Source organism: Aerococcus sp. Group 1 (assembly GCF_000193205.1).
Classification (GTDB): domain Bacteria; phylum Bacillota; class Bacilli; order Lactobacillales; family Aerococcaceae; genus Aerococcus; species Aerococcus urinae_A.
Genome location: NC_015278.1, coordinates 146,575 through 161,051, shown reverse-complemented (window position 1 = coordinate 161,051; position 14,477 = coordinate 146,575). Strand labels below are relative to the sequence as shown.

At 31.1% G+C, this 14,477-nt stretch carries 5 protein-coding genes and 7 pseudogenes; all 12 read right to left on the bottom strand.

What is annotated here, in order from left to right; all coding sequences use genetic code 11:
- Positions 1 to 1,157 precede the first annotated feature (1,157 nt).
- Complete coding sequence (locus HMPREF9243_RS10975; protein WP_395994317.1) at positions 1,158 to 1,781, bottom strand: hypothetical protein; 624 nt, start codon at positions 1,779 to 1,781, stop codon at positions 1,158 to 1,160.
- Entirely contained in the window at positions 1,768 to 2,733 is a 966-nt protein-coding gene (locus HMPREF9243_RS00745; RefSeq protein ID WP_013669998.1) for a DNA cytosine methyltransferase, read from the bottom strand. Before HMPREF9243_RS00745 ends, HMPREF9243_RS10975 begins: the two co-directional genes overlap by 14 nt.
- Positions 2,726 to 4,446, bottom strand: a pseudogene (locus HMPREF9243_RS00740) (DNA topoisomerase 3). Before HMPREF9243_RS00740 ends, HMPREF9243_RS00745 begins: the two are co-directional and overlap by 8 nt.
- Positions 4,447 to 4,539: 93 nt before the next feature.
- Positions 4,540 to 5,522, bottom strand: a pseudogene (locus tag HMPREF9243_RS00735) (nucleotidyl transferase AbiEii/AbiGii toxin family protein).
- Positions 5,515 to 6,123 (bottom strand): annotated as a pseudogene (locus tag HMPREF9243_RS00730) (DUF6088 family protein). Before HMPREF9243_RS00730 ends, HMPREF9243_RS00735 begins: the two co-directional pseudogenes overlap by 8 nt.
- A 73-nt stretch (positions 6,124 to 6,196) precedes the next feature.
- A pseudogene (locus HMPREF9243_RS00725) lies at positions 6,197 to 7,053 on the bottom strand (CD1107 family mobile element protein).
- Between the two features lie 14 nt (positions 7,054 to 7,067).
- Entirely contained in the window at positions 7,068 to 8,651 is a 1,584-nt protein-coding gene (locus HMPREF9243_RS00720) for a stalk domain-containing protein (RefSeq protein ID WP_041705750.1), read from the bottom strand.
- Positions 8,638 to 8,876, bottom strand: a pseudogene (locus HMPREF9243_RS00715) (hypothetical protein). Before HMPREF9243_RS00715 ends, HMPREF9243_RS00720 begins: the two are co-directional and overlap by 14 nt.
- Before the next feature lie 14 nt (positions 8,877 to 8,890).
- Positions 8,891 to 11,469: pseudogene (locus tag HMPREF9243_RS00710) on the bottom strand (CD1108 family mobile element protein).
- A 5-nt stretch (positions 11,470 to 11,474) separates the two neighbouring features.
- Positions 11,475 to 13,895: pseudogene (locus tag HMPREF9243_RS00705) on the bottom strand (VirB4-like conjugal transfer ATPase, CD1110 family).
- A complete protein-coding gene (locus tag HMPREF9243_RS00700) occupies positions 13,786 to 14,196 on the bottom strand; it encodes a PrgI family protein (RefSeq protein ID WP_004812226.1) in 411 nt (136 codons plus the stop codon). Before HMPREF9243_RS00700 ends, HMPREF9243_RS00705 begins: the two are co-directional and overlap by 110 nt.
- A gap of 1 nt (position 14,197) precedes the next feature.
- A complete protein-coding gene (locus tag HMPREF9243_RS00695) occupies positions 14,198 to 14,461 on the bottom strand; it encodes a hypothetical protein (protein ID WP_041705744.1) in 264 nt (87 codons plus the stop codon).
- Positions 14,462 to 14,477: the final 16 nt, after the last annotated feature.

Here is a 14,477-nt window from a genome sequence, read left to right as displayed (position 1 = left end):
TTCCGAACCCCTAATCATACCTCCCATATACTCCATATTGTCTCTGATAGTGACAGTTTTAAGTCCTCCACTTAGTTCATCAAAGTCTGTAATGGTAAAGTCCTTATCTTTATATCTAACCTGATCACCTATCTTAAATTTAGGCTCTATATTTTCCTTAACTTCTTCTTGTAAAGATTTTTCCTCGCTTAGTTCAACTTGCTCTTCTAAATATGAAAATTCACGCTCATTTACTTCTTCACCATCACCAAGGTCAATCCTATAGTGTTCGACAACTTCGCCATCTACATAGTGGTCAAAATAGAATTTGAAATATCCGATATAATCATCAGTCATTTCTCCAAATTCATTTTCTCCAAGAGTTTGATTATGGTCTTTAACATCAATATCCTTTTGTCTTAGGACATTAATTAAATCTTTAGTTACTATCTGCCCACTAAAATCGGGAACTAATTCGTGGTTTTCATTAAATTCTACAATCCAGTAATCTTTTCTTTTTTCAGTATTTTTGCCATCAAAAAAAGAAGCTTCATCAGCTTCCTTTTCTTGGCTTATTTCCTTTTCTACACTTCCACGTATTCCTTGATTGCTATTCTCTTCACTGTTGTTATCAAGTTGTTCATCTGTCCTTGGTATTCTTCTGGATTCTCCCTCATCATCTTCTCTGTCAATCCTTGTGCTTTCATCATCTTGACTTTCTCTCTCTTGATAAAGTCCACTGCCTGATTCTGAATTTCTTTCAGATGGTTCAAAAGTGTTTTCTCCTCGTACATTTCCTGAAGTTTCTTCCAGTTCTCCATGTCCTCGCTCCCTACTAGGTAAGACAGTCTTAGAACTGCGTATGTCGGATTCGGATATCTCTTCATAAATTCCAGATCCTTCTCCATCATGTCCAAGGTTTTCTCTTCGATCTTCATCGCTATTTCCTCTGTCGCTTCCATCTGTGAAAACTCGTCCATCTCTACTTCTTGACCTATCATCTCGTCTATATAAATCATTTTGACCTCCTCTATCTTCATTTATATTTTCTATATCTCTATTATAGTCGCCACCGGCCCTTTCTGTCAGCAGCCTAGCACGATCCATTTCCTTAGATTTTTCTATTGTTTTATCTATAATATCTTCACTAACCCTTGATATTACAAGACCTATCTGTTCTAAAGAAATTGTATTAATCCTAGAAAAATTATTTTTAAATTTTCCATATCCATAGGATAGACTGTATTAAACCTATTAGCTACCGCATAGGATATAGAGTCTCTCATAAACTTTTCAAAACTCAGTCTATCCTCTATATCTATTCTCAAGTCAGCAAGAGCCAAGTTAATATATTCATCTCCATAAATTCGACTAAGAGAAAATATATTTTCATTAAGTGAATCACTAGCTTCAAATGAAGAATCTCTTATTATTTGTTTTAAAGTCTCCTTATGGTTTTCGTGATCAAACTGCCATAAGCTAACCTCATTAATATTCCTATCCATTGATGTGGTCTGACTAATATCGAAAATATATGAAACTTTTTTGTTTATATCACTTCTAACTAAAATTGGAATACCCTTTTGACCTCTCATAACAACTCGACCAAAATATTTCTTCCACATATCAAAGGTCGCACAAGCTCTAGCTTCAGGTTCTTTGTTATATATACTTAATTGGCTTGAAAAATCATATTTTTGATTGTTACCTATAACTTTTAAGAGTTTTAAATATTCTTTTTCATCTTGTAACACTTCATACTTTATTGTTTCTTGTATATTCTTAAAATCATTTACTTGCATTTCCTACCTCCGTTCTATGAATTTCTTTTATAATAGCCATTAAAACATCAACCACAATAGAATTACCGGACTGCTTATATAATTTACTTGATGTGCAATTTTTTCTTCTTGGATGTACTCCCTCTAATTTGTCTATATCACTATCATCAAAACCCATAAGTCTTAAACATTCTCTTTCTGTTAAATATCTATACTGACCATTTCCAATATCTATTATTCCAGAATTAGGGACTCTCATCTGTTTTGTAGAAATAGTATAAGAAAAATCTTTAATCACTTTTAGTCGCCCTTTAAAACTATTATCTATGCCTTTATTTAAAAATTTCAGCATATAAGGTTGGGTCATTGTGTAAAGCCCACTTACATCCTTTTCTAAAAATTCACTTAGTGGTCTTGTTTCTTTCCTCTCCAATTTATCAAAAGAAAAGCTATTTGCTCCAAGACATGAAACAACAAATATCCTTTCTCTTTTTTGAGGTATCCCAAAGTCCATTGCATTTAAGATTTCATACTTGCTTTCATATCCTAGGCTCTCTAACTCTTTTAGATAAATAAAAAAGGAGTCCCTCATATTTCTATCAAGGACTCCCTTTACATTTTCCCAAATTATCCATTTAGGTTTATCTTTCATTTCTTTAATTATTCTAATTGTTTCAAATAGTAAGCTTGATCTAGTTCCTGAATTCTTTACTCCTCCTTGCTTTTTTCCTATTCTTGAAAAGTCTTGGCAAGGACTTCCATGCATAACTAAGTCTATCTTATCATTAGGTGCTTTATATCCTATAACTGATTTTGCTTTATAACTTTCTCCATAAAGTGCGTTATATGATTTAACACAAGCCTTATCTATTTCTACATAATCAACTACTTCATAAGGTATCTTTAAATTAATAAAAGCCTTTCTAATAGCACCTATGCCACCGAAAAGCTCTAATATTTTTACCTTATTCATTTAGATTATTCTTGTACCTATCTACAAGCTCCCTTATACTATCTTCTATTTCTCTTAAAAAGTCTTCTTTATCTACCTCGCCAGAGCTGATCTTTGCAAGTTTCATTTCCCATTCAGATGTTGTTTCAGCCGACTTAAACTTATCCTCTACAATTGATACAAGTCTATTGCCTTTTTCTGTTACAAGTAAATTTTTCTTATCTCTTCTTATGAGATCCTTGTGGATAAGATTTTCAATAATTCCTGCTCTTGTGGCTGGTGTTCCCAAGCCTTTTCTCTCCACTTCTATATCTTTATCCAATGATTCTACTCCTGCATTTTCCATAGCCTTTAAAAGTGTATCTTCATTATAATGACCTGGAGCTTTGGTAAATTTCTCCGATATATTTTTAGAAGTTAGCTTAATTTTATCTCCTGTCTTTACATCTGGTAATTCATTTTCTTGTCTTTCCTTTCCATATGTCTTTAGATATTTTGTATAACCTTCATCTATTACAGTCTTGCCACTTGCATTAAAGTTAAACTTGTCATATTCATATCTGATTTTTCTACTAGATTCCTTTAAGTTATCCGAACATGAAGCAAGTAATTTATTCCTAATTAAATTATATATTTTGCCTTCTTTATCAGATAAGTCTTTAGCTTTTTCAATACCTGATATAGTAGGAATAATCGCATAGTGGTCTGTAACTTTAGAAGAATTAAAAATAGACTTAAAGTTTGATTCATTAATTTTAAAATCTTCTTCAAGTCCTTCTAATAATTCTTTCATAGTATTAACCATATCATCGGTTAAATATCTACTATCTGTTCTTGGGTATGTGATTAGCTTTTTTTCATACAAAGCTTGTGCCAGGTTTAAAGTATCGTTCGCTGAATATCCAAAATATTTATTTGCTTCTCTTTGTAAGGTAGTGAGATCATATGGCTTATCTGGTTTTGTGCTTATTTCTTTATCTTCTACCTCTGTAATAACTATTTCATCTTCTAGTAGATTTAATAGTTGCTCTGCAACTTCAATTCTATCAATCCTATCTGATACAAGTTTCAATTCTCCATAAGATAGGTCAACCGTATAATATTTTTGCTTCTTAAATAGGTTTATTTCACTATCCCTTTTAGCTATTAAATATAGGGTTGGTGTTTGTACTCTACCAACAGAATATGTTTCCTTGTAAATGCAGGAATAAAGCCTACTTAAATTCATTCCTACCAGCCAATCGGAGGTGGCTCTTGCACTTGCTGATCTATATAAGTTTTCAAAGTTTTCTCCGTCTTTAAGATTTCTAAAGCCATCTTCAATAGCCTTGTTTTCCATTGAAGATATCCATAGTCTTTGAATTTTCTTCTTACATTTAGCTTGATTATATACAAGCCTAAAAATAAGTTCTCCCTCTCTTCCAGCATCACAAGCATTTATAACTGTGTCGATGTTCTTATCGTTTAAAAGTTTTTTCAAAACTCCATATTGTTTCTTAGTGCTTTTAGATACTTCATAAATATATTCTTCTGGGATTATAGGAAGAGTGTCTATTGACCATTTTTTCCATTTTTCGTCGTGTCTTTCTGGACTTGCCATTTGAATTAAATGACCTACACACCATGAAACAATGTATCCATTCCCCTCATAATATCCGTTTTTCTTGTTCTTGCTCCAATTACTTTTGCAATTGTAACTGCTACACTTGGCTTTTCTGCTATTACTAATTTCATTAATACCTCCATAAATAAAAAAAAGAGCGAAAGATTTCTCTCTCGCTCAAAGTATTTCTCCCGAATATTATATTATTTTTGGGAGAATTCGATTTACTTATTAATTTCTTTTTCTAATTCTTGAAGAACTTTTATAATCTCTTCAAAGTTTGGATATTCTCCATATATCATTTCTGACATAGCCTTATAATCTTTTTCTATTTCAGAAAATCGGTATTTTCTTGGGACTAATTTTAATCTACCATTTAATGCATCTTCATACCTTGCCCACTTCCTAGTATAAAACTTCATTTTGAATTCAGTTACTTTCTTTAATAACTCCTTATCCTCTAAGGCTCTGTCTTTGAAATCCGAATTTGCTATTTTATATAAGTCATAAAAGTGTCTTGCATACCTATGTGGCATAGGAGAAGATTCTGGTCTATTTGCTTCGTGGTGTAAAATAGTTGCCTTTTCCCAAAATGTTCTCTCTACTGATACTGTTCTTATACTAGTTTTTCTTTAAATACATTTGGATAGGCTTCTCCAATTATTGGCAAGATTTCCACTTCAATTGCAGGTGTCCATGCCGCAAGACTTCCTATTTCAAGTCTTATATTTTGTGTCAAATAATTAGATTCAAAGATTTTAGGATATTTACATAGAATTGTTTGTGGATCAAGAGTATCAATCATAAATTCAAAGTCCATGTCCTTGAAATCTTGTTCTAATACTTTTAATAATTCATCTCTTAAAAAGATTTCAGTATTTTCATTGACTTCTTTGTTGAATTTATCCTGTTTAGTATTTGATCTTTCTAACCAAGGTTCTTTTTCTTCATAACCTAATACTCGCCAATCTAAGATTAGATCTATATCTTCAGAAAATCTTTCTATAAGCCCAAAGCATTTTGAAAGTGATGTTCCACCTTTAAAAGTAAAATATTCTTTCCATTTATTTTCATTAAATAGATAGTCTAAGATAAAAGTAACCCAATAGTCTTTTTCAATTACTGCTTCAGATATATTTTTCTTTCTGGCTGTATTTACTATTAAAACTCTTAAATCGTCCTTGTTACCTATATAAAACTTATTCATTTTCACCCTCAGAAATTTCTCTTATTACTTCATATATCCATGCTGGCACTGATTTTGACTCGTTCATTAAGTCTGTTCTTTCTTCTTCACTTAAGTTTTCTCTTATCTTTTGTATAACTTCGCTGGTTATATTTTCTTTGCCTAAAGACTTAATTGCTTGAATAACTGTTGCGGTCTTTAGGGACATATTGGCAATTTCTCCTGGATTTACTTTTTAAATTCTAAAACCGTATCCCCAATTTTATATTCTTTATACCTTCCACTAGATATATATTTATAATGTGTTGGCACTTGTGTTGAAAGTCCTAATAGGTTTAAGGCTGTGCTACTATATGGTGCAATATTCCAATTGTATTTTCTTGCTATGGCAAGTGCTAATTCGTGAATTGATACTGCTTCGTACTCTCCAATTAATTCACTGTATCTTGGATTGTAATAAAAGCCATCAACGACACGCTTAATTTTCTTTCATTAACCATTCTATTCAATGTCTTTCTAGCAGTTTCATAAGAAGCAATATCTAAAAAGTCATTAGCAAAAAATACTTTATGTGAGTCAAAATCTTTTATTTTATCTGATATTTTTTTGTATATGAACTCATTACAATCCTCCTTTGTCCCAAATATCATATCATATCTGGGACAAAAGTTCAATTGTACTTAAATTTAATATCCTTATAATAGTTCATCATCTTCATCTAGTGATTCTTCGTGAGTTTCATCATCGTCATCATCTTCTGACTCACTAATATAATCCTCATCATCTTCTTCAAAGTCTTCCAACATTCTATCTTCTTTTGCTTTAACTACCTTAAAATAGTATCCTGCTCCTACTACCCCTCCAATTACAAGTGCAACAATTAGAAATGAACCTATTCCACTTTTCTTTTCTTCTTTTACTGGAACAACCTTAGGCTCTTCTTTTTCACTTCCTCTTTCTTAGGTTCTTCAACCTTTATATTCTTTTTATCTTCTGATTCAATCATATTTAGTAGGTCTTGCTCTCCTACCTCTGTCAATAGCCTTACATTATCTTGGTTTGATGAGTGATCCACTATTAGGTGCATAGTTTTTCCACTTTTAGTTTGAAATGTTAAAAATTGTCTTACATCTACTGGATTTTCTTTATCTTTTTCTGTATCTCCACTTGGTGTAATATCTTTTCCATTCCTATCTACATTTTCAATTACTGAACCTCTTGCCTTATTTTCCTGTGTTGCTAGACTATTTACTGCCTTTGTATTACCACCTTTTACAAGTGGGGTTTTCTTTGGAGGATTATTTGAAGGCTTATTTGCTTCATTTGTATTTCCTGGTATTCTTGGAACATCTTGATAAGGAATTTCTTCTTTTGATGGTGTAAAAACATCATCTTTCAACATTTTTTCAAATTCTTCTTTTTGCGGTTCATAGATTGATTCACTTTGACTTTCTATTTGCCCTTCATTTGTCATTGCAAATGTAGTTGCTGGTACTGTAAATGTAAAAAGGAGTAACGCTATGGCTACTCCTCGTTTAATGCTCTTATTCATTTTTTTATCCTTTCTTATTTTACATTTTTAAATACATAGACTGCTTTTCTAGCATTGTCCCATTCTATTGTTTGGTTTTTACCATCTTTAATATCCCCATGACTTGCTCCAAAAGCTTTAGCAATATTTGAAATTGAAGCACGAATTCTTCCACTTATAATCACTGGCTTAACATCTGAATTGTAGACCTTTCCATCTGAATCTTTCATAACACCAGTATCAATATTTAGTCTTAATGTCTTTTTAGCTAGGATATTATTCTCTTTATTTGAGAAAATAGCTTCACGAGTAGAATTGTCATACTCAACATTAAAACCTAGAGTATAAGCAATATATCTTACTGGAATCATAGTTCTTCCTTGGTCTACATAAGTTTTTACATCCATATAGACTGTTGTCTTACCATCTTTGTTAATAATGTTATAAAAGTTTTTGTCTACTTGGAAAACTGCAAATTCTTTTTCATCTTTAACTTGTTTTTTACCTTGTTGTTCCTCTTGCTTTTTCATCTTGTTAAGATCAAATTGATTTAGGATATTCTTGTCATCAGCTTTCAAAAGTTCGTCCCACTTCTTATCTTGAGATTTCTTATCTTCTTTCTTCTCTTTGTTTTCTTTTTGAAGTTTTAGAAGCTCATCTAATTTTTTAGATAAGTCTTGGTTTAGATTTTTCTCTTTTTCATCTTTACCTTGTTTTTCAAGTTCTTCTTTCGCTTTTTTATTTGCTTCCTCGATTAACTTCTTTGCTTCTTCGATTTTCTTATCTAATTCTTCTTTTAGCTTTTTAATTTCTTCTTCAGAAGTTTTTTGTTTTTCTTCTAGTCCTTTAATCTTATCTTCTAATTCTTTTTTCGTATTTTCAGAAGATTCTTTTAAACTATCAATAGCCTTTTGAAGCTCTTCAATCTTCTTAAAGCATTCTGACTTAGAATTTTCTGTTTCTTTCTTTTTAGACTCTAGGTCTTTTATCTTATTATCTTTTTCATCAAGAACTTTTTCTAAGTCCTTAATTTTATTATCTTTATCCTCAATTTCTTTAGTCTTCTTTGCAAGTTCTCCTTCTAAAGACTCAAGCTTTTCTTGTATTTCTTTGATTTTATTTTCGTTTTTATCGGTCTTTTCTTTCTCAGCCTCTAACTCCCATTTTGTAGATGAATAATCTTCTTTTAGTTTTGCATTTTCATCTTGTAATCTTTTTAATTCATCTTTAAGCTGAGTAATTTCTGCTATTAGTTCATCATTATTGGAGTTTTTAATATCCTCAATTTCTTTATTCAATTGAGCAATCTTATTGTCTTTATCTCTAATCTCTTCTTCTAACTTAGACTTTTCTTGTTTTAGTTTTTCTCCATTATCTTTGCAAGTTTCTAACTTTTCTTTTAATTCATCTATCTTTGATTGGTCTTCTTGTTTCTTATCATTTAAGTCTTTGATCTGATTTTCTAAATCACTAATTTTACTTATTGAACTTTCTATAACTTTTTTACTACCATCTGTATCATCAGCTTTAGCTAGTACATTAGTAGTTGAGGTTGATGTTAAAACTAATAAAAGAGCCATAAAAAAGGCTCTTAGTCTGTTCGTATTAAATTTCTTCATTATGAATGTTCTCCTTTTCTTCTAATTTTTCTTCTCTTTTTCTATCATTAATTTTCTCCATTAATTCTTCCAAGCTAATATTGTTCCTCCTAAGAGTTACAATTATTTCTTCATTTTCAACTTGTATTTCTTCATCGCAAATTTCCTTGTATTTTGCATTTAAATCTTTCAATTTCTCTTCTATTTTTTCTTTTTGTTTCTAATACTTATAAGTTTTCTGTTCACATAATATCTCCCTTCTATCTTGGTCTTCCAAAACCATAAAAGTGTGATTTCCAATATTTTGAATTTATTGATGTGTATTGAATTGGATCTCCTGCGTGAATCATCATTCCGTTACCTGCGTATATTCCTACATGAGATATTGGAGTTCCACTGTTATATGTTGAGTGGAAAAATATAATATCTCCAGGTTGAGCTTCACTTGGACTTACTGGATTACAATAGTCTTTGTATATTCTCCATGCAGTTGTTCTTGGCATACTCTTTACACCAGACTTTGTAAATGACCAACATACAAATCCTGAGCAGTCAAAGTTAGATGGTCCACTTGCTCCAAACACATATCTTTTTCCTATATGTTTTTCTGCTTCATTAAATAAGGCTTTTGCAGTAGCTGAATCAAAAGCAAGACCAGGATTTCCAAAGTTTGGATTGTCTAGTATTTCTCCTAAGTCCCCATTACCTGATCCAAAGACATCTCCCATATTTCCCTTAGCTTCAAGAAGAGCTTCATAATGAACTACATTGTCTGGATAATCTTTAAATATTTCCCTAACAACTTCATCCATTTCTTTTTCTTTAAAGTTACAATTAACTTTTTATATTCGTACTCTTCTTTTTCATAGCTAGTATAAGGATTGCCACGACTATCATATCTAGTTCTTGCTACTGTTCTTGTTCTAATTTCAATTTCTTCCTTAAAATCAAGTTTATACATCTTATCGAAAAGCTCTTTTAAAATTCCTTTTACTTCAGATGCTGATTTTACTTCTCCACATCTTGAAGTTATATAGGATAGAAGTTCATGGGTATTATGACCAATTTCTCCTTCTTTGTTTATGATATATTCGTCATATCCAGGATGACTTGTTTTTACACTTTCGATTTGTGATTGTATGTCATACTCCATTGATGAAAATTCTTGATTTACTTCACTTAGAACTGTATCTTGTGATAGGTATGTTGTTGTCATTACTGAGTTTACAGAGTTACTTAATCCACTCATACCAACACTTCCGCCACCAATCATAATTGATAGCATAAGACCTAGTCCTATTACTACAAATAAAACCATCTTACTTTTTCTAACAATCAGCTCTTTAGAAGCCTTACCTAAACTTAAAACAGCTTTTTTAACCCTATCTACAAGTCTTGTTTCGTGCTTTTTAGCTATCATGCTTTTCATTTGTTTTCTCTGGTAAAACTTCTTAAATCTATTTTTCTTTATATAGGCATCTGACTTTTTTAAATCTTCCAAGCCACTTTTAAACTCCAACTTGCTTTTTCTCTTTTTTATTTTCTTATCAAGTTTAGATAGCTTTTTTAAGGACTTTTTCTTTTTATCTAGCTTATACTTCCTTATTCCATGCTGGAGTTTAGAGCTTACATTAGCGGCCTTTTCTCCAGATTCTACACCAGTATTGTCAGAGCCTGAACTTAAATAATCTCTCACTAATTCTGAAGACTTAGCTCCAGATAATAAAACACCAGAAGATAGACTTCCTTTAGTTTTATTTTTTAAAATATTATCCTTTAGCTTGCTTTTAGACTTTTCAAGCTCTCCAATCTTTTTATCTGAGATAAAATCTTTAACATCTTTTGCTTTCTTAGAATCTTTCGGTGTAACTTTCTTAGCTTCTTTTTTTAAGTCATCGATTTTCTTTCGAGTGAATTTATCACTTTCATAATTTTTTCTCTTGTAGTAAGTCTTCTTTTTATTAACTTTCTTTTGTTCTGAAAGTTTAAGGCTTGTTTCCTTTTCATCTTTTATAAATTCAAGATTATTGTCTTTAAGATCAGGATTATCAAAAGTTTTTTCTGTATCAACTTCGCTTAGCTTACTCTCTTTATCTATCTCTTTAGAAAATTTTTCCTTATCTCTAAACTTCTTTTCTTGATAAAGCTTTTGCTTTTGCTTTTTATCGATATTAGCATTACTCTCGTTCTTGCTTACTTCATCTTTAACAAACTTATCTCTTCTATATATTCTCTTGCTTTTCTTTGCTTCAATAGGTTTATCTTCACTTGTGTGGATTCGCTTAGACTCTTTCTCGTTTATTTTGTCTTGGAATTTATCCTTACTATGGATAAGTTTATCCTCGTAATTTTTAAGAACTTGTCTTCTACTTGATGCCTTCTTATTGTTTATTGGTTGAGCCTTAGCTGAAATATCATCTGTTGTTAATTTATTAGAATTAATATTTCTACTGTTTTCACTATCAAAATTTACCTTTTTGAAGTCTACATCTAAATCTTCATCAAGTTTAAAGCTTTCATCTGTCCTTATTTCAAGATTAGTTTGTTTTGTTTCTTCAGCCTTATTCTTATTATCTAAAACTTCTTTTCTAATTCTTTCCTTGTTTTTAGACTTCTGAAAATCTTTTAATTTATCTTGTTTTTGATCTTTAGATAATACATTCTCATGAATAAGTTTAGATTCTTTTTCTGATATTTTATCTCCGAACCTATCCTTAGTCTTAATAATCTTATTGGTATAATCATCTGAATGAACAAGTTTACTATCTACATTCTTTTCAGGAGCGTCCCTATTTCGTATAATTTTCTTTTGAAAATCTTTTTTAGTTTTTATCCATATCACACCTACTTAGCTTCTTCTGGTTTTGTTGTCATTAGCTTATATAGCATGGTGTCTTTAGGGAATTTATCTATAAATGGAACAATAGTATTTCCAAAGAATAATAGTCCCTCACCTGCGTTTGAATTAGTAATATAGTTTAACTGATAAGGCGATATTTTTAATTTCTTAGCAAGAATATCTCTATCTCCAGATGCTTGGTTTAACATTAGAACAAAATCTGTGTTGTCAAAGATATTTTCAATTTCTTGACTTGTTAAAAGGTCTTTTACGTTTTGAGTTATACCTGTTGGAATACCTCCCCATTTTCTAAATCTTTTCCAGATTTCTACTGAATATGAAGCAGTTTGTGGGTCTTTTAATAAAAGGTGGAACTCATCTATATAGTATCTTGTAGATTTGCTTCCTCTATTTAGGGAAACCTTGTTCCAAACTTGGTCTTGAATTACAAGCATACCTATTTTTTAAGTTGTGTTCCTAGCTCTTTTATATCAAAACAAAGCAGTTGCCTATTTAGGTCAACATTTGACCTATTATTAAAGACATTAAGGCTTCCCTTAACATAAATTTCCATTTCTGTTGCGAGCTTTCTACCAACTCCCTCTTCTTGAGATAGGAGCATATCGTATAAATCTCCTAATATTGGCATATTTTCCGGTTTTGGGTCTTCAAAATATTTTTGGTATATCTTTGGTAAGCACCTATCTATAACAGATTTTTCTGCAGCAGTAAGACCAGATCCTCCTACTACAAGTTCAAGCATAGACATTATGAAGTTTGCCTTATCCTTTAAAGGTGCGTCTCCATCTCCATAGTTCATATTAATATCTAATGGATTAAGGTAGTCCTTTGACTTTGCTGAAACTTTAATAACTTCTCCATTAAATTGTTTTACAAGGTTTGAATACTCGCCCTCAGGATCACAAATAATTACATCATCATCTGTGACAAGAATTGCATTTGCCATCTCTCTCTTTGCCGAGAAAGATTTACCAGAACCTGGTGTACCTAATATTAATCCGTTAGGGTTCTTAAGTTTCTTCCTATCTGCCATAATCAAGTTTTGGCTAAGGGCATTTAATCCATAGTACAAAGAATTTGCTGAATCGATAAATAGCTCTTCTGTTGTAAAAGGCATAAATACTGCCGTTGATGATGAAGTTAAAAATCTTTTTATTTCGACTTGATTAACTCCTAAAGGTAAGACAGAAACAAGTCCTTGCTCTTGTTGATGAGACAATCTTTTTACCTGACAATTATGTCTGTTAGCAATTGATGAGATTTGAGCAATAGTGTTTTCTAACTTTTGATTAGTCCTAGCAAAATTCATCATTACTATGGTTACTACAAAGAGCCTTTCATCTCTATTCTGTAAGTCAGATAACATGGACTTAACATCAGCTCCAAAAGTATTTATATCTGAAGGGATAATATCCATATCATATCCAGCACGAACTGCTTTCTTTTGTTCTTCGATTTTCATTCTGTCCAGGTCTGTGTTTTTCTTTTAATTAGTTTAATAGCTTCTGCTTGTTCAACTACATCTATATGAAATACTACATAAATATTGTCATCAATATCTAAAAACTCAGATAACATTCTGTCTGATAACTCGCTTGCTAGTATTTGAAAATGACTTACTGCTCCAATGAATTTCCCAAATTTAAAATTATTTGCTGGTGCAAAATTAAAGATATTGGGAGTTATATGTGATTTTGTAGACTCTTTCTTCTTCAAATCTTTATATGAAAAATTAAAGTTTTTGTCTGGATTTAACATATCGTGAACAAGTCTTAACCTTTCTTCGCCATCAAGACTTTCTGCTCTTACTCCCATAGATTTAAAGTTAGATAAAATATCTACTTCAAGTCTATTTAACTTTGCTCGTGCTTGCTCTAGGTTATCGGCTTCTGTTGTAAAGGTTATATACTTCATCTTTTTAAGTCCGTTATTGCCCTTTGCAAGTTGAAGCTTTAACATCTCCCTAAACTCTTTTCTTACATCGTCATAGAAGTCTCCCTTATCAGCAATTTTAATTGCGTCTTGTAGGTCCTTATTTCTTCCTAATTGATTTACATACGAAAGTTCAATGTGGACACTTGGATCAAAAGAATTTAAAAAGTTGGCAAATTGGTTAAAGATTAAATCTCTATCTTCCTCCAATGCCAACTGGTAATTTATATCTTGAAATGAAATTGTCTTTGAATAATTTTTTCATCTAACTGGCAAATGCCCTCTGGTAACATTCTAATATATGGAATTGTATCCTCAACAGTAAATCTCTTTTTCTCTTTCTTTAAAAGTACACTTAGAAGACTATTTGTTGGATCTTTCTTTGTTTTTAGCCTTCTTACTTCCTTTCGGTCTTTTTTTAATTGTTTTTCCCTTAGATTTAAGTCGCTGATTTGCTTTTTTCTTTGCTTCAAGGTATGCCTCCTTTCTTATTCTCTTAGTTGGTTGATAAAACTTATGAAGATAGAAAAATCTAAAATACTTTTCAAAAGTTAAAGTGTCTTTTTCATATAAGGTTATAAAAAAGATTGGCAGGGTTACTATTAGCATTACAATGATTGAAACATCATTAGGTAGATATTTCTTCATAAATAAATAGATTGGTATGCCAATTAGTCCTGCCACAGAAAAACCTATAAGTTGTCTTTTAGTTAAGTTAAAGGCAACCTTTGTTTTAATCTTGTCCAAATCTTTTGGTATTGGTACATATGCCATTTTAATCTCCCTCTACTTCTTCTTTGGAAAGTTCAAGTATATGGTCATAATTAGATATTGTTTCTTCTTCTAGGTAGCTAATTCTTTCTTCTAATTCTTCTTGTTTTTCTTCATTTCTATCATTGTATTCTCCTTGATACATAACAAATTCATTGTGACATCTTCCGAGTCTATTTATTCTCCTCTTTAAGTTTCTAATTTCTTCATTTCTTTTCTTCTCTTTTAAGATTTCATAAGTTCCTCCCAATAAAATTCCAAGTCCCAATAAAGCACAATTTTCT

Bases quoted from the DNA above. Each gene is read 5' to 3' on its own strand.
- HMPREF9243_RS10975 (WP_395994317.1), bottom strand. From the start codon at position 1,781: ATGCAAGTAAATGATTTTAAGAATATACAAGAAACAATAAAGTATGAA.
- HMPREF9243_RS00745 (WP_013669998.1), bottom strand. From the start codon at position 2,733: ATGAATAAGGTAAAAATATTAGAGCTTTTCGGTGGCATAGGTGCTATT.
- HMPREF9243_RS00720 (WP_041705750.1), bottom strand. From the start codon at position 8,651: ATGAAGAAATTTAATACGAACAGACTAAGAGCCTTTTTTATGGCTCTT.
- HMPREF9243_RS00700 (WP_004812226.1), bottom strand. From the start codon at position 14,196: ATGGCATATGTACCAATACCAAAAGATTTGGACAAGATTAAAACAAAG.